The following is a 23294-nucleotide window of genomic DNA, read 5'->3' as shown; positions in this document are numbered from 1 at the left end:
CCGCCTCGCTTACGACATGCAGAATTCTAACCGGGCCTTCCTGCTCGGACCGTTGCTCAAAGGGGTTTCCCGTTCGTTCTATCTCACGATGCGCGTGCTGCCAGGCGGCATGCGCGATCCGGTTGGTGAGGCGTACCTGCTCGCGCGCGCCGCGGACACAATCGCCGACACTGCGCTGATCCCGCCCGATCGGCGCCTCGCGCTGCTGCTATCGCTGCGCGAGCACGTAAACGGCACGGCTGAGGACACTACGGGGCTCCGGCAAATTGCCGACGAAGTCGCGGGCCAGCAGACGCAATCGGATGAAAAGCTGCTGCTCGAATCGCTCGGCGGCGCGCTCGCCGTGCTCGCCCAACTCGACGAAACCGATCGCGCGGCTGTCCGCGACATCGTCACGACGCTGACGCACGGCATGGAATTCGATCTGCGGACTTTCCCCGATGAACGATCGGGAGACATCTCGGCGCTCGACACCCTCGATGATCTCGACCGGTACACCTGGCTAGTCGCAGGCTGCGTCGGCGAATTCTGGACGAAGATGATCTACCTGCATTTGCCGGGAACGCTCGATCCAGCATCGCGCGAAACGATGTGCCGGCAAGGCGTGCGCTTCGGCAAGGCGCTGCAGCTCGTGAACGTGCTGCGCGACTGCGGCAAAGACCTGCGTATCGGCCGCTGCTACCTGCCCGCACCCATGCTCGCGAAGGCGGGCCTCACCGCACACGATCTGTTGCAGCCTGCCGCATCGGTGCCTGCACGGGCGATCATGCTCGAACTCGTGCGCATGGCGCTCGATCATTTCCGCGCGGCCATCGACTATACGCTCGCGTTGCCGCGCACATCAGTGCGGCTGAGGCTCGCCTGCCTGTGGCCGATTCTCATCGGGCTCGAGACGCTCGAACTGCTCGTCGCCAATCGTGACTGGCTCGACCCCGCAAAGGCGTCGAAGCTAAAACGCAACGACGTTTATCGCATCCTCGCGTGCTCGACGCCGCTCGCGCCGTTCAACTCGCTGCTTGATGTGTGGTTCAACCGGCTCATCGCGCGCATCGAAACACGCATCGATGCATAAAACGAGGCATAAAAACAGCGGCGCGCCCATGGCGCGACACGCCGCTGTTTGCGCTCACTCCTTCTGAGCCCGATAGAGCTTGATGATCGCCGAGAAGTCGAGCTTGCCGTCGCCGCGGCTGCTCATCGCCTGATACAGCTGCTGCGCGAGCGCGCCCATGTAAGCGGGCTGTCGAACGTTCTTCGCGGCATCGGTGGCCAGTCCGAGATCCTTCAGCATGAGATCCGTGCCGAAGCCACCCGTATAGCCACGCGATGAAGGTGCCGTTTCGATCACGCCGGGGAACGGATTGTATGTGTCCGAACTCCAGCAGCGTCCCGTCGACGTGTTCATGATGCCGCCCAGCACCTTCGGGTCGATACCGAGCGACTCGCCGAGCGCCATCGCCTCCGCGACACCCGCCATCGTGATGCCGAGCACGAGGTTGTTGCAGATCTTCGCGACCTGCCCCGTGCCTGTATCGCCGCAATGAACGATGTTCCTGCCCATGCCGGAGAGAACGGGCTTGACGCTCTCATAGGCTGCCGCACTGCCACCGACCATGAAGGTCAGCGTACCCGCCGCCGCGCCGCCCGTACCGCCGGAAACCGGCGCATCGACGAACGCATTGCCCTGCGCTGCAGCGAGCGCCGCGAACTCACGGGCACTCGCGGGATCGATCGTGCTCGAGTCGATGATCGTGACGCCCTTTGCGACGCCCGCCAGCACGCCGTCCTTCGCGGTCAGCACATTGCGCACGTGCGCAGCCGCCGGGAGCATCGTGACGACCCATTCAGCACCGCTAGCCGCCTCCTTCGGCGACGCGGCGCGTTGCGCGCCGGCATCGGCGAGCGTTTGCATTGTGCTCTCGGCGAGGTCGAACACGGATAGCGTGTGTCCGGCCTTGAGCAGATTGAGCGCCATTGGCGCACCCATATGGCCCAACCCGATGAAGCCGATTTTCATGAGCGTGTCTCCCTCTTTTTCGTTGCGTGGTTGCTCAGGCGACGGGTTTCAGCGCAGGCTGATCGTCGTGTTCACACCATCCGTCACGGTCGCGTCGTCGAACCAGCGCGCAGTGACCGTCTTCGTCTGCGTGTAGAACTGCACGACCTGCTTGCCGTAAGGACCGAGATCGCCGAGCTTCGAACCACGCGAGCCCGTGAAGCTGAAATAAGGCACCGGCACCGGAATCGGAATATTGATGCCGACCTGGCCGATGTCGATCTCACTCTGAAATTTGCGCGCTGCCGCGCCGCTCTGCGTGAAAAGACCCACGCCGTTGCCGAACGGATTCGCGTTGACGATCGCGATGGCCTCGTCGAGCGTCGCCGCAGTCAGCACCACGAGTACGGGCCCGAAGATTTCGTTCGTGTAGATGTCCATCCCGGTCTTCACGTTCGTGAACACCGTCGGCCCGACGAAATTGCCTTGCTCGTAGCCCTTCACGTTCACGCCGCGGCCGTCGAGCGCGAGCGTCGCGCCCTGCGTCACACCCGATTCGATCAGCCCGAGAATGCGTGTCAGCGCTGCGCGCGAAACCACCGGACCAACATCCGTGCCCGGCTCATGGCCTGCGTTGACTTTCAGCGCCTTCGCCTTCTCGACGAGTTCGGGAACCCACTGCTGCGCGGCGCCGACGAGTACAACGACCGACGTGGCCATGCAACGCTGCCCCGCCGCGCCGAATGCCGCGCCGACGAGTGCGTTGATCGCCTGCTCGTGGTTCGCGTCGGGCAGGACGACGGCGTGGTTCTTCGCGCCCATCATCGACTGCACGCGCTTGCCATGCTCGCTACCGAGGCGATAGACGTGCGTGCCCACCGCCGTCGAGCCGACGAACGAAATCGCCTTCACGAGTTCGTGCGAGCAGATCGCGTCGACAACTTCCTTGCCGCCGTGCACGACGTTGAGCACGCCCTTCGGAATGCCGGCTTCGATCGCGAGTTCGACGAGCTGCATCGTAGAGAGCGGGTCCTGCTCCGATGGTTTCAGAACAAACGTGTTGCCGCAGACGATCGCCATCGGAAACATCCACAGCGGAATCATCGCGGGGAAGTTGAACGGCGTGATGCCAGCGCAAACGCCGAGCGGCTGCTGCAGCGTATAAGTATCGACACCGCCCGCCACGTTTTCCGCGAACCCGCCCTGCTGCAGCGTGCCGATCGAACAGGCGTGCTCGACGACTTCGAGGCCGCGGAAGATGTCGCCCTCGGCATCGGGCAGCGTCTTGCCCTGCTCGGCCGTGAGCGTCTTCGCGATACGCGACATGTTCTCGCGGATCAGCGCCTGGAACTTGAGCATGATGCGCAGGCGCGCGCCGATCGGCGTGTTCTTCCACGTCGCAAATGCGGCGTGTGCGCTGCGCACTGCCGCATCCACTTCCGCGACGGTCGCGAACGGCACGCGCGCCAGCACTTCCTGCGTGGCCGGATTGACGATATCGCGCCATTCGCTCGTCTTCGACTCGACGAATTCGCCGTCGATCAGCAGCTTGACGGTCGATACGTGGGCATTCGATGCCTGGGTGACTGCGTTCATCATGGACTCTCTTTGACGGGTTAGAAGGTGCCGTTCGTGGCCGGGTAATCAGGAATGCGATTCAATGGCTGCATCGAGGCGCGAACGAAAGCTACGCGTTCGCGGTAACGGCCTGCAGGATTGGGGGACTTCGGGATCTTGAGCGGACTAGCAGACGAGGCGTGCACGAACACGACGGCCTGGTAGAACCAGGTGAGTTCTGCGGCGCGCATTCCGATGATGTTGAGCCGTTCGCACGGCTGGCAGCCCAGCGCGTCGAGCGTCGACTGCGTGTGCATCGTCTGTCTCCATCCTTGTTGTCCGTGGACCGTCTGTGGATCGACTGGTCTGTCGAGCGGTCTGTTAAAGCAGTATAGTTACTCGAATATCCACGGTATAGAGGCGAAAAAGCCCATCCGATATGCAAAAACACACAACACGCAAGCCTGAGACACTGAACTGGGACGATCTGCGGTATTTCCTCGAAGTAGCGCGCACACAGCGTGCCAGCGCGGCGGCGAAGAAACTTGGCGTGGACCACACGACGGTGGCTCGTCGCGTGCGGGAACTGGAGACGGCGCTCGGCACCGTACTGTTTGACAAGTCACGCGCGGGCGGTTTCGTGCCGACCGCCGAAGGCCAGCGGCTGCTGGCCTACGCGGACGCCGTGGAAACCACGGTGCAATCGGCGAGTGAACAGTTCGCTCTTGGCGCACAGTCGCTATCGGGGCACGTGCGTGTGGGTTCGACGGAGGGCTTCGGCTGCTTTTTTCTGGCGCCGCAACTGGCACGCTTCACGGGCAACCACCCGGACATGTCGATCGACCTGCTGCCGGTACCGCATTTCGTGAGCCTTTCAAAGCGTGAAGCCGACCTCGCGATCATGCTGGAGCGACCAGAGCGCGGACAATATGTCTATACAAAGCTTTGCGATTACCGCCTCCGCCTCTATGGCACCCCCCACTATCTGGAAAGCCACGCGCCCATACGGTCTTCCGCGGATCTGCGACATCACGCGTTCATCAGCTACGTCGGCGATCTCGCGTTTAGCCGCGAACTCCTCTATCTCGAGCGGGCAGCGCCGAACGTCACCGTCAATCTGTGCAGTACGAGCGTAATCGCGCAATACCACGCTGCTTTGCAGGGCAGCGCCCTCGCGATCCTGCCGTGCTTTATGGCCGAACCCGACCCGCGGCTCGTCTCTATCCTGCCCGACGAGATCGTGGTGACGCGACGCTTCTGGTTGTGCAGCCGCGAAGATTTGCGCAAGCTGCGGCGCATCACGTCACTGTGGGAATATCTGCGAGCCGCAGCCGATGCGAACCGTCCACTGTTGATGGGCGAATCGGCACAGATGAACTATGTCGAGCCATAAGCACGAAAGTGTGAGGCATGAAAAAGCCGCACACGCAGCCCATCTGCTGGACTGCGTGTGCGGCCTGATGGACGTATCGGCCTGACGCGCACCGGCCACCCTGCGGCGGCCGGTGCATGAAGACGATCGTTGGTCAGGTCCCGACCGGGCGAATCGACAGAGCGTTCTTCACCGACGTCACGCCCTCGACGCCCTTGGCAATCTCCGTTGCGCGGTCGATCTGCGGCTGTGCCGGCACAGTGCCTTGCAGGGTGACGGCGCCGTCCTTTGCACGCACGGTGATATTGGCGACGCTCACGCTGCTGTCGCGCGCAAGCGCTGCGCGGACCTTGCGGGCAAGCGCGCGATTAGCGGCTCTGGCCGCCCTGTACTGCGCCTTCGCCTCCTGGTGCTGCTGTCGGGCCTGCTCAGTCGGACCACTCGCCGCCGCGGCCGGCGACGCTGCATCCTGAGCATAGACTTGAAGCGACGCAGCCACCAGCATCGTGCCGGCGGCAAGTTTGAATGCCTGAATTGCCTTCATGCGGTTTCTCCTGTTGTCACGAGTCGTCACGATCTTCTTGACTTGCTGGCCCACGAAGGACCGCCGCGCACCACACTCGCCACTGCTGGAAGATCGCGCGTACGGCTGGTACACCCCGCTAACAGGCCAGTCGGACGCGAACGGCGTAAGGGAAGCTACGGCTTTACCTGCGTTTTCGGATCGCCATTACTGCATGGCGGATTAACAATACTCCAATTATCTGAACGGCGATGTCAAACGTGCCACATCAACTTTTAACTCGCGCCGCACACCGCTCATTTCGCCAGATGGTTCATAAAACATTAACGTCAGCACCATTCGGTGCCGATCGAAGTAGATTCGCCTCGACCGGCATGTGCCGACGCCCGAAGCTCGAATTAGTCATACGTATGCAATTGGACTTCCTGTTGCCCTATCGGCAAGCCTTAAGCAATTCGTGAAAGCGAACAAGCTTTGTTCATCCAGACAGCATTTAATACCACTCGCGCCAGCCATAACGCGCTTGAAGAGCAACATTGAAACACTGATGCGCCTTCCGCTCTGTCACATGCCGGTGGAGTAATCAATCATTTCCCGGCCAATTAGCCACGATTCAACGGCTATATGGCCATGCAACGGATATCGCGCGGAATACGTTGACACTGGCGATACAGGTCTTACCCGAATAAGTTTCGGCCGCGCCTCACAGTCACAGAACCTGGTCAGTTCGAGAGTTGCGACTTGACCCACCGATAGAACTGCAGAATCGCCGTCTCGCGCGGGTGGCCCTCGCGCCAGGTGAAGTAATAATCGAGCGATGCGGGAATACGCACATGCCCCAGTTGCACCAGTTCACCCCGCTCGATAAAATCCCGCGCGAGTTGCAGCCGGGCTGTCGCCGCGCCCTGCCCCGCGACCGTGGCCTGCAGCAGCAAGCCAGCATCGTCGAACACGGGGCCGCGCTCGGGCTCGTCGGCCACTACGCCCGCCGCTTCGAAAAAGTCGCGCCATGAACGGCGCGAAAAGCGCAGCAATGGCATCTTCGCGAGATCTTCGACGCGAAATCCCGGATAGCGCGCGAGCAGCGCTGGGCTGCACACCGCCACGACCTGATCGTCGAGCAGTTTGCGGATCTGGAATCCCGGCATCATCCACGCGGCGATGCCAGATACCGATGTCGAATGGATACGGATCGGGCGGCGTCACATCGGCGTGCATGCGCAACGACAAATCGACATTGGGATGCTGGTCATAAAAATCGCCGAGTCGAGGAATCAGCCACACCGATGCAAAATCGGACATCACGCTCAATTCCAGGCGCGTGACGCCGCTTACGCCAGGTCGCGTGGCATCGAGTGCGTCCCGCAGTTCGTCGAGGCTGCGCCGCACGCGTTCAGCGAGTTGCGCACCAGCAGCCGTGGGAATCATGCGGCTGCCCGCACGGCGAAACAGCTCGACGCCCAGTTCCGTTTCGAGCGCGCGCAAATGGTGGCTCACAGCGCTGTGCGTCAAATGCAATTCTTCCGCGGCGCGGCTGAAACTGCGCCGCCGCGCTGCGGCCTCTAGTGCGCGCAGGGCCTGAAGAGGTGGGAGTGACCGGGACATGACGTCAAATTCTACTCACAATCCCGTTTGAAATCTCTCGCTGGCGTATGCCCCGGCGATCGCCAATAATCGTCACCCATGCATTCAATCCGCGTCCGGGTCTTACCCGCATCATGACTTCACTCAGATTGCGCGTTTTCGCCGTTTTTGCGCTTGGCTACTTCGTCTCCTATCTCTTTCGCGGAGTGAATCTCGGTTTTACACCGTTTCTGTCGCATCAAATGGGCTTGACCGCCACCGATCTCGGCACCCTTACAAGCCTGTATTTCCTCGGCTTGCCAACGATAAATGAATATAAACTGCGATGTGTCGCGTGAATGAAACAGGGACAGGCTGAACCACCCACGTTCAGGAGCAAGGGGCCGATAGGCTGGTGTCCCGCGTTCACCCTTCGAAATCGTACTTCAGACGCTTGATCCGCTTCTTCGATCGCTCAAGATTCGCGCACAGCGGGCACCACTTGCCTGCCCTGACTGTCTGCGCCAGAGTCGCCCACACATGGCCCCGATGGCACTCCCACATGTGCTTGACGCACTTGCCCAGGTACGCCTCCGACAGACATCGGCCGCCCCGGCTTGCCGCCACGGCCTGCAGATCGTCAATCGTCAGCCTCGGCTTGCTCCGCGCACAGACCGGGCACCAGTGGCCCAGCCAGATCTGGCTCGCCACCGCCTCCCATTCGTGCCCCCGCGCACAGCGAAAGCCGTACTTCTTCGGCGCACCCGTGTATTCCGTCGCGAGACATTTTCCGCCTTGCTTGCGCGCGGCTTCCTGCAGCCGCTGCAGGCCGTCATGATAGAAATGGGTTGCAGCCACGATCGCGCCGGTGGCCTTGTGGGCGCAGATCGGGCACCAGCTACCGCGCATGATTTCGTTACCCGCCGCGCTCCACCGATGCCCCTGCGCACACTCGAACAGGTAGTACGCCCGCGTGCCCGTGTATTCCTTCGAGAGGCAGCGTCCGCCCTTCGCCTGTGCCTTCTCCTGCAGCCGCTCAAGCCCGTCCGCCCTGAACTGGCGTCGCGATGCCGCTTCAGCGGCACACCGGGGACACCAGCTTCCCTCGCTGACCTTGCGGCCCTGAGCCTCCCATTCATGCCCGTTTGCGCAACGCAACCGGTAGCGTGCCAGCAGCCCCGTGAAGCCCCCCTCGACCAGCGTGCCGCCGCGCGCGGCGACCGTCGCCATCCAGCGCTCACCCAACGCCTGCGCGTCGCATTGCGTGCACACTGGCGTCTGGTAAACCACCGCCGTCGCATGACGCTCGAACCGGTGCCCCTTCGAACATTCGAACATGTAACGGGTGTGATAACCGAACCAGGCATCGGACAGGCATCGCCAGCCGAGCGCCTTCGCACGTTCGTGCAGCTTCGCCAGCGATGTGCTGCTCTCGCTCCCGGCACGGCGCTCCCCGCCGGACCTGAGCGCGCACGCTACCTGCATATCACGAGGTCTCGGCATGGCACACCATCAGAACTGCGCCGTGACCTGGAAACCGAGCGTCACGCTCGACGCGGGAAACCCGGACGGCGCATAGACCGGCATACCCGCGAAGACGTCGTAGCTGTACGCTCCGAGGCGCGACGGAACCGAACCCTTCACGCCGACAGCCGCGCCCGCGAGCTGCGTACCGGAGAGGAAAGCGGCTGACGGCCCCCACAGGTGACCGTAGTCGATACCCGCATAAAGAGCCTGCCCCGTCTGCCCGAGCGGATACTGCAGTTCGTTGCGCCAGTAGAAACCTTTTTCCGCCGCGAGCATCGTTTCGCCACTGAAGCCGCGCACCGTGTAGCGGCTGCCGATGGTCAGGTCATCGAGATAGTTCAGCTCGTCGTTGGTGAACTGTCCGTGCAGCGTGCCGACATAGCGGAACGACTGACCCGCGAGCGCGAACGGTACCGAGAGGTTCGCGTCGAGCGTCGCCATCCTGAAGCGGTAGGTCGGGCGACCCGGCGTATCGGGCTGCGCACCGAGTCCACCGATGCCCTGCCGGTAAGCGAGCGTGCCGTCGAACTGCGACGCGCCGAAGTAATGACGGTTGGTCAGCCCCGCCTCGATGAAGGTGTTGTCGCGGTGCTGCTGCGGTATAGAGGTATCCGCGATAAAGCTCTCGCCCCACCGCTTGATGAGCTGGAACTCGACGCCCGTTACGTCGCTCTGGCTGCGGCGAATGACCCGCTCCAGCTTGAGGCCCACCGTCTGCGCGTTGCCGCTCGCGACGAAAATCTGGCTGGCCTGCGCAATCTGCTGGTAGTACGTATTCGTATAGCCGTAGAGCGTACCGGTCCAGTAGCCCCAGGGGACCGCATATGAGGCATTCCAGCCATGCGTACCGAGGTCGTGGTTACCGAACTGCAGATCCTGGTTGAAGCCTGCCGAAAGCACATCATTCAGGCCCAGCAGGTTGTACAGGCCGAGCGACACGTTACCGATATAGCCGCCCGTCTCACGCGTGCCCGAATTGTCCGCGGAGACCACGAGCGACCACGGTTTGGTGCGCTTGGCGGTAATGACCACATCGCTTTCACCCGGCACCGTACCGGGCACAATCTCCATGCTCGCATCCTGGTTCGGCACGCGCTTCATCTGTTCCAGGCCCTGCTCCAGGTCGCGCAACTGGAGCACGTCGCCGTCCCGCGCCGGGAACGCGGTTTTGAGGGTGCCGCGCGTACTGGCGTCGGCAAACTTCAGGTGGCGGATCACGCCCGGAATGAGGGCGAATTTCATCGTCCCCGTGGACAGGTCCTGTGCGGGTAGCAGCACGCGCGTCGTGATGTAGCCGCGGCTCAGGATCACGCCTTGCAGCCCTTTCGTCAGCACGTCGAGGCCCTGCTTGCCGACGCATTGCCCCTCGTAGTGCCGCAGCCAGTCATGCAGAAATGCAAACGGGTCCATCGGCAGGGCAGACGCGCCCTTCACACGGGTCACCTCGGGCAGTGTGTCGGGCACCTCGACCGAGAAGGTGTCGATGCGGAAACACGGCGTTTCGACAGGCAGGACCGGCCATTCTCCTGCTACCGGTGCGGCCGAGCGCACAACGGGTGCGGCGACCGTTGCCGCGCGCTGCTGCGCGTCGCGTCGCTGCTGGACCTGCTGTTGCTGTTCGGCATTCGCGCGGGCCGCTGCTGCGGTGTCGGCCGGATTAGCCGCCTGCTGCGCGTGAGACGATATTGACACGAGTGATGTCAGCGGGAGGAGTAATACGAGAAGCGTGCGGTTATTCATTCTATTGATGATTTTAGTTAGAGGTCACACCACATTCGTGGCCTCGAAGTATCTGAAGGTGCGGTCAGTGAACAGGTACCAGGACGAATAGCAGATAATTTCGCGCTGTAAGCGAGCGTCCCCACGCATGCTTGTTAACGGTGACACGGGTTGGCAAAGCGTTCGTGATTTTTTTGGATTGCTCTATACAAGGAGTATCGGCTTCCCGGCAGACGAACAGCGCGCCGCGACGTTTCAGGTCTATGATGCTCAACCAGGGTGTCGCTTGAGGATTGGACATATTCCAGTAGCGGGTGTGGCCGTCACTGTAGAAGGCGATCGACTGTGCTTCGTGGTCTGAACCTGCCGCCACAGGTATTTCGTGATGGAAACGCTGATGCCACAACGCATGCGCTGCTTCGGCGAGTTCCGCACGTGGTTCGGCAGCATCGTCAGTGTTGCGAATTGCACCAATGTAGCCAACTGCGGAGGCGACAGTGAGCACGATTAGCCAGTAGCAGGAAAGCGTGCGAACCGCCCATTCAGGCTTGAATTTGAATCTGGTGCGGTCCAGAACGGTCAGCCACAACGGCACGATAGCGAACCATTGTGCCATTCCCCAAACAGAGGCCATTTGCGTTCTGGACAGTACTGCGATCACGCCTACGACAATGAGGGGGCCGAAGGCGAGCCACCAGAGGTCAGGGTTAAGCGAGGGCTTCAGGATGCTCGTCACCATTAGTCTGGATGCCTGAGCTCGCTGCCCGTGCACCAGCAGCAGCGTCACAGCGAAGCTCAATACCAGATAGCCCACCTGCGCGAGCGTATAGACGACGAAGCGCGCCACCGCAGCCAGAAACGTGCCGCCGGTACGGTCGTCCGCGTATGCGAAGGTCGGAAAGTGATTGATCACAAGCCAGTGAACGTGCGGTGCCAGTACGGCGGCACCTGCCGCCACGACAAGCAGGATGTGGCGCTCGAAGATGCATGGGCGCCAGGCTGGTCGCGCAAGTACCTCGAGGAGCAGCGCGATCAGCAGTACGACCGAGAAATATTTACCAAGAACCGCAACGGCGGCCAGCGCTCCGAGTGCAATTGCAGATCGCCAGTTACGCGTATGCATATAACGCACGAAAAAGTACGCTGTCCACGGCCAGACCGAAAGCAACATCGAGTTTGCGTTGAACTTGATAGCAAGATTCGAATAGAGCGGTGACACAGCCATCGCTATCCCCGCAATCGCAGCAATCCTGTACGTCACGAAGCGACCGGCAAACGCAACTATGCCAAGCAAGCCTATCATTGCGTTAAGCGCTGACAGGGCAAAATAGGCAATGTCGGTGTGAGGAAGAAACCGGAACCATGCAGCCGTGATCCACGCGAAGAGCGGTGGGTGTTTGGCGTATCCGGCCTGCCATTCGATACCCCAGACGTAGTTCTCGATCATGTCGCCCGGGGTGTCGAGATTGCCGCGAGAGAGCCACGCAGCGACGGTCCATACAATCGCGTGGATCGGCAGCAGCCAAATCAGGTTCCGCGTACTTCCACCATCGCTATTCCGTTGTACTGATTTGACGACAATAGGCCTGACGAGTGTTGTGTCTGACATCGGATATTTCAGTTTCCGGAGTGAGTGGGGAGTTGGCGTGCGCAGCACTCGCGCATTACGCTTGTGAAAATGTCCAGAGAGAATTGGCGCCGTAGGTGAGGATCAACACGCACGCGGTCGTTATGCACTGGGCCGTTAGCCATCCGACTTGCAACCGATAGATCAGTGCGAACATGAGCGCGCTATTGATGGCGACACCTGTCATGGCAATCGAGAAGAAGCGCGGCGCCGTCTTTCCATGCGAGGCCGTGGCGCGGAACGTGAGACGGTAATTCAGGATATAGTTGACAATAGCCCCGGCAATCGCCCCGAGTCCCGACGCAAGAACTGCTCCGCACGCATGAACCAGCACGAGCGACGAGAGCACCGTATATTGCGCGACCGTACCGGCCGCACCCACGCAGGCGTACACCACGAACTGCGAGAATCTGGACTGCTTGACGAACAGCTTCATGCGCTGTCGCGCCGGTATACCTTGCGCACGATATAGATGGGACGTCGTTTCGCTTCCACGTAGATGCGGCCAATGTATTCGCCGATCACGCCGATGCCGATAAGCTGGACACCACCCAGAAAAAGCACTGCGGTAATGATCGACGCGTAGCCGGGAACGTCTATGCCTCGCAACCAGGTGCGCACAGTTAAATAGGCTGCGTAGACGATGGCAAATCCCGCCGTAATCCCGCCTACGTAGGTCCAGACACGTAAGGGCAGCGTGCTGAAACTCGTCAGCCCCTCAAGCGCGAGATTCCACAGTTTCCACCCGGAAAATTTGGACTTGCCGTCGGCACGTGGACTCCGCACGTACTCGACTTGGGCCGTGCAAAAGCCCACCCACGCGAACAGCCCCTTCATGAATCGTCGATTCTCAGGCAATTGCTTCAGTGCTTGCACCGCCTGTCGGGACATTAGCCGAAAGTCACCGGCGTTTTCTGGAATTGCGATGTCTGCAATGGCGTTATACATGCGATAGAAAAGCGACGCGGAGCCCCGCTTTGCATAAGTGTCGGTATATCGATCTGTGCGTTTCGCCAATACAACGTCGTACCCCTCACGCCATCGCGTAACCAGTTGCGGAATAACTTCAGGTGGATCTTGCAGATCCGCATCGAACGGGATCACTGCGTCCCCTTCGGCCTCGTCAATGCCTGCGGTAAGTGCCGCTTCCTTGCCGAAATTGCGCGACAGGTCGATCACCCGAATGTGGCCGTTGTGTTCACAGGCGGCCAGCAGTTTAGCCAGCGTCGAATCGGCACTCCCGTCGTTGACGCAGATAATTTCGTAGTCAGCGTCAGGAATACTGCGCAACACTGGAATAACAGCTTTGAAGAGTATGTCGACGACAGACGCTTCGTTGTAGAACGGAACCACGAGCGAAAGTAGAAATCGTGCAGATGGGTTGTGTCCAGACGCCGCTGCGCAGATATCTTCTGCTGCGGGCCGTGGGTTAGGTAACTCGCGAAGATCCGCAGCACTCTCAAAAGTAGTGCTTACCATCTCTGAATATTCATGCGAAAGCGCTATCGGTTCGCTTTTGATTCCCATTGTCGATCTTGTTTTATGGTTTCGGGGCAAGATGGCCTGGAATCCAGACCCATTCCGCGCCGCTCCATTTCCAGTAACCCATGACCCAGAACGCGTTCGAATTGGGCGCTAGCACTGGCTGCATTTCAGGCTTGGGCGGCGGCCTCGGAGGCGCGTTGGGCGGCACGTTCTGGCACGCCGCCAGTAGCCCAAGCGCCGTGAGGATATAGAAAGCACGCGTTAGCTTGTCGTCCACTATTGATGTGAATCAGAATGGACCTATGTCGCAAATCTGAAATTTTCGGTCGATACGGCCAACTTTAATAATTACGTCAATCTCATCCCCCTCGCTCACACGCTCATATTTCCACTCGACCGGAGCAAAACTAAGATTTTCTCCATCGACGCTTATATCCAACATCCTTTGTTCCGGGATCGTCACAAGCGCCTTACCTTGCCACTCTCGGTACTCAGGTGTTGAATATTTCCTTAGCACCTTCCCGGTTCTCTTTCGTTGTTCTGTGCCAGAAAAATTAAACATACGGCGACACGCCATAAGAATCAAAACAAATAAAATAAAATAGACAGCGAGCCGACCACGCTCCCGTTGTTTGTAACGTTCGACTCCTGGTCCGTCGTGACGAGCTTGTTCGTGCCGAACGGTGACGCTCAGGCCGCTTGTCCGTCTAGTTAAATACAAATCGCTTTAATATCGCCGCACCAAAAATTACAAAAACGATCGAAACCAAAATCCAATAAACAATCTTGGATTTTCGGCTCATTTTCTCCCACTGCTCAGGAGTTGGTCCGCCACCTGCCACCATATCCGTTGACTCCATTAATAAATCGGCTTGGTAATTTGAGTGGTATGAGACCACGGCACAACACCATATGACAACGATCCCGGCATTCCAACACCTAATTCAACAGCAGTTGCCCCGCCATTGCTATGGGTGATCGCGGCATTCAAATTTAATTTAAGTAAAGTTGGAATGGAGACATACGCTTGACTCCCATCCCCACTGAGAAAGGCGCTTGTTCCTTGAGCACCGCTTACGCCAAATATCCAACCGAGGGTTGTACCAATGCCCGGCTTCCACGATATAGATGAAGGATTCGTCTGGGTGACACCGCCAGACAAATAAGTAGAGCCGTCCGATAAGTTTATAGCTACGCTGCCCGTACCAGATAGACTTGTTAAACCGATTGTTGCGTAATTTGGTGACATCGTATTAAGTGCGGCCTGAGAATTCGCTCCTTCGGCATTAACGATAGTCATGATCGTTGAATCGCTACAAGCCGGGTTAGTCGCACCGCACACCGACGACAATGACAATAAACCCTTTCTCTTCGCGATCGGGTCAAGCATCTGGTTGTACAACTGTACATTAGATGCCACAGACGCCCCGGCGGTACCGCCGACCAAAGCCCCACCCAGGCCCGCCGCTATGTTTCCGGCGAGGTTGCCGAGCAAGGCCGAACCAGTCTCCGATTCAATCCCCTGTGCAATGCTGTCTAATGCCTGCGCTTCCTTCGAGGCCAACCCCGCGCCTAACGCGCCGCCCGCTGCCGTAAAGACGCTACCGCCGCCAAGGCCACCGATCAGCGCGCCGCCCGCAGCATGCAGCATCGCGCGGTTGTCACTTCCTTCTGCCCAAGAGTCGGCCTGTGCCTGGTACTGTTGGGCAAGCGCCAAATCGGCCGCCTGTACGTCTGGGTCGGTCGCAGCCATTGCCGCCTTTGTCGCGGCATTCGCCGCATCCTGGGCCGTCTGCTGCTTTGAGTCAGCGTACATGCCGATGCCCTGCGCCACCACCTGGCCCGCCGCCTGAGCGGCCTGCATCGTATCGGCCTGCTGGTTCAGCAGGTTCTGCACGTCCGGCGTGCTGGACACTGTACCGTTGGTGTTCGTGGTGTCGCGGCTCAGGGTTGTCACATCCTGAGTCTGCGCGGCCTGGTTCGTAATGTTGATGGTGCCCGCGCTGACCGCGCTGCGCGTGGTCGAACTCTGGTCGCCGCTATCGTTCTGAGAAATCATCGGTGACACGCCTGGTGTGCCGCTCACCGAACCTGACCCTAGCGCCTTGCCTGTGTTCTGGATACCCACACCCGCGCTGATCCCGTTGCTGTTCGCGCTGTAGTGCGACTGGTTCTGGATATCGCTGTACGTCAGCGTGCCGGTGGACAGGTTGTTCAGCGACGCATCGGCCGTGCTCGAAATCACCGCACCCTTCAGATCTGTGTTACCCACGACGCTGACGTCGAAGCCGCCGCTGCCCGCATTGATACCCGCCTGCTCGTTGACCTGGGCATAGGTGCCGTCCGCATGTCCGTTCTGTGCGCTGAAGCTCACGCTGCCGCCCGTCTGACTGATGCTGAACCCGCCACCCGCGCTGCTCTGATGCGCGTTGCTTTGCGTGGTGTCCTGCACGCTCTGGATGTTCAGGTTGCCACCGACGCTTGCCGTCACCTGCCCGCCATTGACCTGCGAGCCGATGAGGTTCGTATCGCCGCCCGAGATCACGGTGACACTGTTCGCGCCGTTCACGTTCGAGGCGTTCTGGATCGCGGCATTGCTGTTGCCATCGCCGTGCGCGTTCTGCATGGAGGCAGAAACACCGACGCCGTTCGTACCGATCGAGACACCGACGCTCGAACCCGACGATGAATTCGAGCTTTGTGTGACGTCGGTATTCGTCGTATTGACGATATTCACCTGATTCTTTGCGGCGAGGACAACATCGTTCGCGCTGACGTTCGAACCCGCGATACTCAGGTTGCCACTACCCGCCGTATCGTTGCCCGTTGCCACCAAGGCAGCGGTGCCGCCCGCCTGGACAGTCGAGCCGCGCTGGATCGTCTGGTCTTCGGACGACTGGCTCTGGCTATGGCTCGAACCGACACTGACCTGTATGCCAATGCTCGGCGCGTTGCCTGCACTCGATATGCCGGTCTTCGCCATCTGGTAAGCGCTGTAGCCCGCCAGCGCCGCATCACCGCCCGCCGCAATCGCATGCAGCGCCTCGGCGCGACCGTTGCTGTCGCCGCTCGCGAGCGCCTGGCTCTGCGCGTATGCGCCGTTGATCGCGTCGCCGATGCTGCCCGAGAGGCCAATCGTCAGACCGCTGCTGCTGGTCTTCTGGGTCTGGCTCGTGTGGCCGGTATCGGTGGCGGAGTCGATAATGACGTTCGCCGCGGTACCCGTTACGTTCTGCGCTGCGACGAGATCACTACCCGTGACGTGCAGGGTATTGCCCGCCTGAATCGACAGGTTGCCGTTCAGCGAGCCAACCACACTCCCGTTGTTCGTGACGCTCGACTCCTGGTCGGTCGTGGCGAGCTTGTTTGTGCCGACCGTGACACTCAGGCCGCTTGCCCCCAGGCCCGAATGCTTTTCCTGATAGCTGCCCGACGACTGCGTGGTGTCCTGCGTCGTGGTGATATTCACATCATGTGCAGCACTCAGGGCGACATCGTTCGTCCCCACAACCGTGCTGCCCGCCACGTTGATATCGTTGCCGCTGGAGATCGTCACGGCATCCGCAGAAATCAGGCTGCCCTGGCTTACGGTGGTCGTCGTGTCGCGCGTGCTTGCGGCCTCCTTGCTGCTGAGCACATGGCTATGGGTGCCCGTGTACGTCGAGTTATCGACATAGGTTGCCGTGGCGGCGCCGATGTTGACGTTGTTCGCTGCCGCCAGCGTTGCGGTCCCCTGGTCGAGGTTGACCGTGCTGCCGATGACGTTGAGGTTGTTGCCCGATGCAACGGTCAGTGAGTTACCGGAATTGAGCGTCGTTGCCGTCAGCGTGTCGGTGGAGGTGTGCAGCGAATCGCTATAGTGGCCGTTGTGATCGCTGGTCGCGCTGTTACTGTCGACGGTGGAGGTCGCGGTGGCCGCCTGGAGCGTCACGTCGCCACCCGCCACGACCGTGCCGCCACCCGCCAGGTTGATATTCGCACCCGTTGCGGTCAGGTCGCCGGTTACGCCGATCTGCGAGGCACCACCGACCGTCACACTGCTGCCGGTCGTCTGGTTAACGTTGGTGTTCGAGATGCCATTGGCGCGCTCGACCACCTTGTGCTCGCCCGTCTGCACCGAGCCGATATCGTAGTTGCCGCCCACGGCCAGGCCGAGGTTGCCGCCCACGGTCAGGTTGCCCGCGTTCTGCTCGAAGTTGCCGCCCGTCACGATCGCGGCGTCGCCCGCCACGTTCAGGTTCGCCGTGGGGCCGAGCGTGGTCGTGGTTCGCGTGGCGCCGGTTGCGCTGACCTGGTTGACGGTATTCACCGCCGTATTGAGGATCAGGTCGCCGCCCGCATTCAGCGCAAGACTGCCCGCCTTCACGGTGGCCGACGTCAGGTCAACATTGCCGGTGGTCGTCAGCGACATCAGAGCGCCGCTTTGCAGCGTGCCAAACGCGTTGTCGATCTGCTGGCCCTGGATCGACAGCGTATTGCTCGCCTGCACCGTACCGCTGTTGCTGAAGGTCTGCGCGTTCTGCAGGTCGATATCGCTCGCGGCAATCAGCGGCCCGTTCATGTCCTGCTGGCTTGCCTGCGCCAGATAGACGACCGGCACCAGCACCGACTGACCGTCCACCACTTCCGTCTGCATGATGATGACGTTGGTCGTGAGTGCCGCTACCTGCTCCGGCGACAGGCTCATGCCCAGCGGCAGGTCAAGGGACTGCGCGAGTGACGCCCCCGCCGACATCAGCGCTTCGTACATCGACTGCGTATCGGCATAGGGGCCGAGCACGGCCTTGCCGGTCAGCGAGGTAATCTGGTTCTGCACGAGCTGCTGTTCGTACAGGCCATCGCCGAGGCGCTTTTCCGTGGTCTGCGGATTCAGCCCGAGCTGCTGGAGATAGTAGTCGCTCGAGATGAACGACTTCTGGCTCGTGAAAGCCGGATTCGTCTCGATCAGGTACGGCGCGTCCGGTGCGGTAGCCGGTCTGAACAGGCCGCCCTGCGGGATCGTCAGGTTGCTCAGGACATTAACCGCCGTCGCGCTCGCGATGACAGAATTCACAAGCCCGGAGCCGCCGTTGACCGAAGCGGCTGCGCCCTTCGACCCGCCCGCGCTACCGGCGACGTCGCCGACGCTCACGCCGCCGAGCGACTGGCCCGGGACAAGACCGAGCGAGGGAACGCCCGCATTGCCCGCCGTGTTGTTGATGCTGACGCCCGTACCGGAAATCGTGCCGCCCGCTACAAACGTCGATTCGTAGCTGGGCAGTGCGTAGGTGCGGATATCGGCCGGGGCCGCCTGCGTGTAGCCGCCCGGATTGGAGCCCACGAACGGGGCGTCACCGAACGGCAAGGTCCAGTCCGGGATGCTCTGGTCATAGTTCGCGTAGTGGTAGTAGCCCGAGTACGTGACCTGTACTTCGGGTGCGGTCTGCCCCTGCCAGCTGTCCTGGTCCAGCGTCACGGGCAACGCGATATTGCCGGTCGCTGCGACCGCGCTCCAGTAGTTCTGGAACAGGCCCACCTTCGACGCGTCCAGGTTGCCGCCCGCAATGATCTGCGCCTGCGGGCTGATGGAGGCGATCAGGTTCGCGAGCGCCACGCCCGTATAGGTCGTGTTCTGGTAGTTGCTGTTCCACTGGCCACTGCGGGGCGGCATGGTGAACGCCCCGCCAATCATGGTCAGGAAAACCGGATTATCCGGCTGGTACCGCTGGACGTACGGATGACCAGGGGCGCAGTCGGCCACCTGGACGGCGGTGCAGCCCGACAGGCTGATGCCGAGTTGCGTCAACAGGTCCGGATCAACCGGCTGGTTCAGGCCGGTCGTCGTCACTGTCGTCCGGGTGTTCGTCACCTGATTCGCGGCGAGCGTCATGTCGCCCGCCGACTGGATCAGCCCCGACTGGTTGCGGATGAGGTTCGCGTTCGTATAGCTGCCGTTCGCATCCCTGCCGCCCGCGAGGACCACGGCGCCCAGGCCATAGATCGCCGTGGTCGCCTGCGTATCGGTCATCGTCGTGTCGTCGCGGTTCTCGATGTCGGGTGCGAGCAGTTCGAGCAGGCCGTTACTGTCCGTCGCGCCGATCAGTGCGGTCGGCCCCACGTTCGACAACGTTTGCGTGGCATTGAGCGAGACGCTGCCGCCGACCATTACGCCCGTATTCTCCAGCGTGGCCGAGTGCGTCGTCAGCGTGCCGCCCGCCATCATCGCGCCGCTGTTCTCGATATCGTTGGCGTTCACGTCCAGGTTGTTCGCCGCATCCAGCGTTGCGCTGTTGGCGAACGTGCCGGGCAGGGTAAAGGCGAGATCGTGACCGGCGCTGAACTGCAGATCCGGTGTCGGTGTGAAATTGCCCTGGACGCTCACCGCCACGTCATTCATCGCGCCGTAGGCGCCCCCGCCCGTGAGCGTGGCTGCATTCAGGCTCAGGTCATGCGTCGCGCCAATCTGCCCGCCCGTGTTCGTGACCGTGCCGGTTGCCGTGATGCCAACGTCGCCTCCCGAACCCGCGAAGGTACCAATCGCGCCACCGCTGTTGTCTACGGTGCCTGCCTGGATCGCGACGTTCGCGCCGCTGACCTGGCCGCCCTGCGTGTTCGAGAGCGATGATGCATTGACGGCCACATTGCCGTTGCCGGTGATGACGCCACCGCTGTTGACGGTCTGGCTGCCGCCCTGCACGGTCTCGTTGCCCGCGCCGAGGTTGCTGACGAGGCCCCCGGTATTGTCGATTGACGCAGCCTGGATGGCGAGTGTGCTGGCGTCGCTGACACCAACCCCGGCCCCCGTACCCGACTGGATCTGCCCGTTCGTGTTCGTCAGCGCACCGCCGCTCGCGAACGACAGGGATTCGAGCGCGCGGATCGCGCCCTGTGTGTTGTTCACATTGCCCGCGATGTTCGCGGCGATATTCCCCTGCGCAGCCAGGACGCCACCCGTGTTGTTCAGACTCCCGGCCTGCGCCGCGATCTGGCCTGCGGTGATGATCTGGCCGCCCGCGTTCGAAATGGAACCCGCACCGTTGCCCGGTGCAATCGTCAGCGTGCCGGTTCCGGCATCGAGGATCGTCCCGCCGTCATTGTCGAGCGTGGCAGGAGCCAGCGTGAAGTCCGTGCTGTTGGTCTGGAGTGTGCCGCCGTTCGAGTTGTCGAACGTGCCGCTGACGGCGAAGCCCATGGACGATGCGCCATACTGCGTGATCGTGCCGCCGTGATTGAGCAGATCCGTCGCGCGCAGTGCAAGCTGGTTCGCCTCGATGTCGCCGCCGCTGTTGTCGAGCGTCGTAGCGGTCGTGACCGTGAGGCTCGGCGCGACCATCGAGCCGCCGCTGTTGGTCAGCGATCCGCTCTGGACCGTCCCGTTCGAGGCCGCCCCAATCTGGCCGCCGTTATTGTCCAGCGTGCCGCTCGCGAGGCTCAGGTCCGCATTCGAGAGCAGTCTGCCATTCGTGTTGTCGAGCGCGTTGCCAACTGTCGCCGTCAGGCCCGTCTGGCCAAGAACGAGGCCAGACGCGTTATCGAACGCGCTGGCCCCAGCGACAATCTTTCCGTTGCTCTCGATGGTCCCGTTCGCGTTCGAGATCGCCCCCGAGCCGTTGCCCGCGTCGAGCGTCAGCGTCCCGGCCCCGGCGTGGACAATGGTCCCGCCGTCGTTGTCGAGGGTAGCGCTCGCGAGGCCAAGGTCTGTGCTGTTCGTCTGGATGGTGCCGCCCGCCGAATTGTCGAGCGTATTCAATACCGCGACGTTCATCGGGCCGCTGCCCGTCTGCGCAACCGTTCCCGCGTGATTGACGAGGTTCGTCGCGTTCAGCGACACCTGCGCGGCCTGCGTGGTGCCCGAGCTGTTGTCGAGCGTCGTCGCGCTCTCGGTCACCGTCTGGCCTGCCGTAATCGAGCCGCCGTTATTGGTCAGCGTGGAACCGGCGTTCACGGTCGTATTGCCCGACGCCCCGAGCGCGCCGCCGCTGTTGTCGACCGCCTGGCCGGTGACCTGGAGGTTCGTCTGTGCCGATACCGTGCCATGGTTGGCGATGGTCCCGCCTTGCAGCGTGACCGCGCCGTTACCGCCGATAACACCACCCTGCGCGCCGGTTGCGGTCGTGCCTGCCGCGTTCGTAATCGCGCCCGTCGCCGTAACTGAGAGACCGTCACCGTTGAGCGACGTGATACGGCCTGCGGTATTGTCCAGGGACGAGCCCGCTACCTGCAAACCGGCGGCGCTCTGCATCGTCCCCTGGTTGTTCGCAATGGCGCCGCCGTTGACCGCCATCGCGCCCTGCGAGACCATCGAACCGGCCTGGTTGGCGATCTGGCCGGAGGCTTGCGCAACGAGCGCGCCTTGTGACGAGATATCGCCGTTCTGGTTCGAGAGCTTGCCCGCGTTGAGCGCAACGCTGCCGCCCGTCAGCGAGCCGTTGTCGTTGTCAAGCGTACCCGCCGCATTCGCCGCGACCGCGCCGCCTGCGCTCGTCGTCGCGCCCGCGAGGTTGAGGTCGCCCGCGTTCGCCGTCAGCGAGACGTCACCGTTCGCCGCCGTCTCGCTCCCGGCGAGATTGACGCCGCTGCCCGTCAGCGTTGCACTGCCGCCCGCCACGTTTTCGCCGGTCGCAGTGAGCTGACCGGTCGTCGAAACGTTGAGGTTACCCGAGCTGGCGAGCGAGCCGTCGTTGTTCACGCCCGCGCCGAGGATGCCGGTCGAACCGAGGGACCCGGCATTGATCGCGGTGTTCTGTTGTGCCGCAAGGGTCCCGCTATTGGTCAGCGCGCCCGTCGAGGCGAGGCTGGTATTCTGCTGCGCGTAGACGGTCCCCGTATTCGCGAGGCTTGCGGTGTTGATGCCGACATTGCCGGTCGCCGTCATCGTGCCCGACTGGACGAGCTGGCCCGAGGTCGTGAGGATGAGGTCGCCCGCCTGTGCAGCAATCGTCCCGGCATTCGCGACCCCGACGCCGTTCTCGTTGCCCACCAGGGTAATGCGGTTGGCGTACATGCCGCCGAGCTGCGAGACGTCGATAGAGACGGCGGGAGGCGCGCCGCTACCCGCGACCGCTACCGGCGTCAGGCTCGCATAGTCGATATTGTTCGCACCGGTCGTTACGTTCAGGGCATTGGCGTAAACCGCCGCATTGACCTGTACGGCACGCGCCAGAAGGTCAACCTCGTCGATGTTCGAGGCATTGAGGCCCGCGCCCTGCACGGTGATCGTGCCGCCTGTGACGTTAAAGCCGGTGAGGTTGCCGTTGGCGTCGATCAGCGGATTGCCGGTGGTCAGGATTCCGCGGCTCGTGTTGATAAAACCGCCGCCGTCGACCACAATGCCCGAACCGTTCGCGATGACAACAGCGGCCTTCTGGCCTGCGACCTCGACGTAACCGCGTAACTGGCTGGGATTATTACTATTAACCTGGTTGACAATGATCTTCGCGGCGTCGTTCGACCCGTAATTCGGGTTGCCGGATATCATGCCCGCGAGTTGTGTATTCACATTAACGGGCGAATTGTTCAGAATCGCGCCGTTTTTGCTGACATCGAATTGCGAATAAGTGTTAAGCGATACACCCGCGCCCGACGGCCTGGTCACGTTCACTTGCGGCAGGCCATTCGCCGTACTGATCACGTTCGGCGCGTGCGCGCCCGAGGGCACAATCTGCGCATCGGCGAGGACAGGAGCAAGTCCGAAGAGTGCCAGTGCGGCAAAGGCCGCGTGACGCATGGCGAAAAGCGTGAAGGACCGAAGTGCGGGTGAAGGCCCGGTTTCACCATGACCTGTGCTGTGACCGATGGCCGTTTCTGCGACGGCGACCAGCATACCCCGAAGCTTGCTGAAGACAAGCCGGTAACAATTGTTATTCATTCTTATCCACCTCGTGATACCGGATGAAACCCCGCCTTTGCAGGGTGTTATCCAGCGACTTCACACAATGCCAAGCGT

15 protein-coding genes and 2 pseudogenes are annotated in these 23294 nt (G+C 61.6%); 3 read left to right on the top strand and 14 right to left on the bottom strand.

What is annotated here, in order from left to right; translation table 11 throughout:
• Window positions 1-16: 16 nt before the first annotated feature.
• Window positions 17-1072 (top strand): phytoene/squalene synthase family protein, encoded by a 1056-nt coding sequence (locus L0U80_RS19830; protein ID WP_233868831.1) that lies wholly within the window; start codon window positions 17-19, stop codon window positions 1070-1072.
• A 54-nt stretch (window positions 1073-1126) separates the two neighbouring features.
• On the opposite strand, the gene mmsB is transcribed toward L0U80_RS19830, so the two are convergent.
• From mmsB to L0U80_RS19815, 3 genes are read right to left on the bottom strand one after another with little or no spacing between them, the layout of a single operon-like run.
• Entirely contained in the window at window positions 1127-2017 is an 891-nt protein-coding gene (gene mmsB / locus L0U80_RS19825) for a 3-hydroxyisobutyrate dehydrogenase (RefSeq protein WP_233868828.1), read from the bottom strand.
• Window positions 2018-2065: 48 nt separating this feature from the next.
• Window positions 2066-3592 carry a CoA-acylating methylmalonate-semialdehyde dehydrogenase gene (locus L0U80_RS19820; RefSeq protein ID WP_233871462.1) on the bottom strand — a complete coding sequence of 509 codons (1527 nt, stop codon included), beginning with the start codon at window positions 3590-3592 and terminating at the stop codon, window positions 2066-2068.
• A gap of 20 nt (window positions 3593-3612) precedes the next feature.
• On the bottom strand, window positions 3613-3870 hold the full coding sequence (locus L0U80_RS19815; protein ID WP_233868826.1) for a hypothetical protein: 258 nt from the start codon (window positions 3868-3870) through the stop codon (window positions 3613-3615).
• A gap of 122 nt (window positions 3871-3992) precedes the next feature.
• Here L0U80_RS19815 and L0U80_RS19810 point away from each other — a divergent pair, with 122 nt between their 5' ends.
• Window positions 3993-4946: a LysR family transcriptional regulator gene (locus L0U80_RS19810; RefSeq protein ID WP_233868823.1), complete on the top strand. Its 954-nt coding sequence runs from the start codon at window positions 3993-3995 to the stop codon at window positions 4944-4946.
• 133 nt (window positions 4947-5079) lie between these two features.
• On the opposite strand, the gene L0U80_RS19805 is transcribed toward L0U80_RS19810, so the two are convergent.
• The 3 genes and pseudogenes from L0U80_RS19805 to L0U80_RS31690 all read right to left on the bottom strand — a co-directional run.
• Window positions 5080-5469 carry a BON domain-containing protein gene (locus tag L0U80_RS19805; protein WP_233868821.1) on the bottom strand — a complete coding sequence of 130 codons (390 nt, stop codon included), beginning with the start codon at window positions 5467-5469 and terminating at the stop codon, window positions 5080-5082.
• A gap of 701 nt (window positions 5470-6170) precedes the next feature.
• A complete protein-coding gene (locus L0U80_RS31695) occupies window positions 6171-6599 on the bottom strand; it encodes a LysR substrate-binding domain-containing protein (protein WP_308444872.1) in 429 nt (142 codons plus the stop codon).
• A 316-nt stretch (window positions 6600-6915) separates the two neighbouring features.
• A pseudogene (locus L0U80_RS31690) lies at window positions 6916-7053 on the bottom strand (LysR family transcriptional regulator); the annotation flags it as partial.
• Between the two features lie 113 nt (window positions 7054-7166).
• Between L0U80_RS31690 and L0U80_RS19795 the strand changes: the two are divergent.
• Window positions 7167-7328, top strand: a pseudogene (locus tag L0U80_RS19795) (MFS transporter); the annotation flags it as partial.
• Window positions 7329-7437: 109 nt separating this feature from the next.
• Here the strand turns inward: L0U80_RS19795 and L0U80_RS19790 are convergent.
• From L0U80_RS19790 to L0U80_RS19755, 8 genes are all read right to left on the bottom strand, one after another.
• Window positions 7438-8514: a hypothetical protein gene (locus tag L0U80_RS19790; RefSeq protein WP_233868818.1), complete on the bottom strand. Its 1077-nt coding sequence runs from the start codon at window positions 8512-8514 to the stop codon at window positions 7438-7440.
• Window positions 8515-8523: 9 nt separating this feature from the next.
• Complete coding sequence (locus L0U80_RS19785) at window positions 8524-10278, bottom strand: ShlB/FhaC/HecB family hemolysin secretion/activation protein (RefSeq protein ID WP_233868816.1); 1755 nt, start codon at window positions 10276-10278, stop codon at window positions 8524-8526.
• A gap of 64 nt (window positions 10279-10342) precedes the next feature.
• The gene (locus L0U80_RS19780; protein ID WP_233868813.1) at window positions 10343-11866 is read right to left on the bottom strand and encodes a glycosyltransferase family 39 protein; all 1524 of its coding nucleotides are present in this window, start codon (window positions 11864-11866) and stop codon (window positions 10343-10345) included.
• A gap of 55 nt (window positions 11867-11921) precedes the next feature.
• Window positions 11922-12320, bottom strand: a complete 399-nt coding sequence (locus L0U80_RS19775; protein WP_233868809.1) for a GtrA family protein — start codon at window positions 12318-12320, stop codon at window positions 11922-11924.
• Complete coding sequence (locus L0U80_RS19770) at window positions 12317-13411, bottom strand: glycosyltransferase family 2 protein (protein WP_233868807.1); 1095 nt, start codon at window positions 13409-13411, stop codon at window positions 12317-12319. The genes L0U80_RS19775 and L0U80_RS19770 overlap by 4 nt, the downstream gene beginning before the upstream one ends.
• Window positions 13412-13424: 13 nt before the next feature.
• Window positions 13425-13646, bottom strand: a complete 222-nt coding sequence (gene bcpO, locus L0U80_RS19765) for a CDI system lipoprotein BcpO (RefSeq protein WP_308444871.1) — start codon at window positions 13644-13646, stop codon at window positions 13425-13427.
• A gap of 12 nt (window positions 13647-13658) precedes the next feature.
• Entirely contained in the window at window positions 13659-13931 is a 273-nt protein-coding gene (locus L0U80_RS19760; protein ID WP_233868805.1) for a hypothetical protein, read from the bottom strand.
• Window positions 13932-14228: 297 nt separating this feature from the next.
• Window positions 14229-23216: a two-partner secretion domain-containing protein gene (locus L0U80_RS19755; protein WP_233868803.1), complete on the bottom strand. Its 8988-nt coding sequence runs from the start codon at window positions 23214-23216 to the stop codon at window positions 14229-14231.
• Between the last annotated feature and the right edge of the window lie 78 nt (window positions 23217-23294).

It is taken from the genome of Paraburkholderia adhaesiva, from assembly GCF_021390575.1.
In the GTDB taxonomy this organism is placed as follows: domain Bacteria; phylum Pseudomonadota; class Gammaproteobacteria; order Burkholderiales; family Burkholderiaceae; genus Paraburkholderia; species Paraburkholderia adhaesiva.
The sequence above is the reverse complement of the archived record's forward strand: the minus strand, read 5'-3'. Positions and strand labels throughout refer to the sequence as shown.

Bases quoted from the DNA above. Each gene is read 5' to 3' on its own strand.
- L0U80_RS19830 (WP_233868831.1), top strand. From the start codon at position 17: ATGCAGAATTCTAACCGGGCCTTCCTGCTCGGACCGTTGCTCAAAGGG.
- mmsB (WP_233868828.1), bottom strand. From the start codon at position 2,017: ATGAAAATCGGCTTCATCGGGTTGGGCCATATGGGTGCGCCAATGGCG.
- L0U80_RS19820 (WP_233871462.1), bottom strand. From the start codon at position 3,592: ATGAACGCAGTCACCCAGGCATCGAATGCCCACGTATCGACCGTCAAG.
- L0U80_RS19815 (WP_233868826.1), bottom strand. From the start codon at position 3,870: ATGCACACGCAGTCGACGCTCGACGCGCTGGGCTGCCAGCCGTGCGAA.
- L0U80_RS19810 (WP_233868823.1), top strand. From the start codon at position 3,993: ATGCAAAAACACACAACACGCAAGCCTGAGACACTGAACTGGGACGAT.
- L0U80_RS19805 (WP_233868821.1), bottom strand. From the start codon at position 5,469: ATGAAGGCAATTCAGGCATTCAAACTTGCCGCCGGCACGATGCTGGTG.
- L0U80_RS31695 (WP_308444872.1), bottom strand. From the start codon at position 6,599: ATGATGCCGGGATTCCAGATCCGCAAACTGCTCGACGATCAGGTCGTG.
- L0U80_RS19790 (WP_233868818.1), bottom strand. From the start codon at position 8,514: ATGCCGAGACCTCGTGATATGCAGGTAGCGTGCGCGCTCAGGTCCGGC.
- L0U80_RS19785 (WP_233868816.1), bottom strand. From the start codon at position 10,278: ATGAATAACCGCACGCTTCTCGTATTACTCCTCCCGCTGACATCACTC.
- L0U80_RS19780 (WP_233868813.1), bottom strand. From the start codon at position 11,866: ATGTCAGACACAACACTCGTCAGGCCTATTGTCGTCAAATCAGTACAA.
- L0U80_RS19775 (WP_233868809.1), bottom strand. From the start codon at position 12,320: ATGAAGCTGTTCGTCAAGCAGTCCAGATTCTCGCAGTTCGTGGTGTAC.
- L0U80_RS19770 (WP_233868807.1), bottom strand. From the start codon at position 13,411: ATGGGAATCAAAAGCGAACCGATAGCGCTTTCGCATGAATATTCAGAG.
- L0U80_RS19760 (WP_233868805.1), bottom strand. From the start codon at position 13,931: ATGTTTAATTTTTCTGGCACAGAACAACGAAAGAGAACCGGGAAGGTG.
- L0U80_RS19755 (WP_233868803.1), bottom strand. From the start codon at position 23,216: ATGAATAACAATTGTTACCGGCTTGTCTTCAGCAAGCTTCGGGGTATG.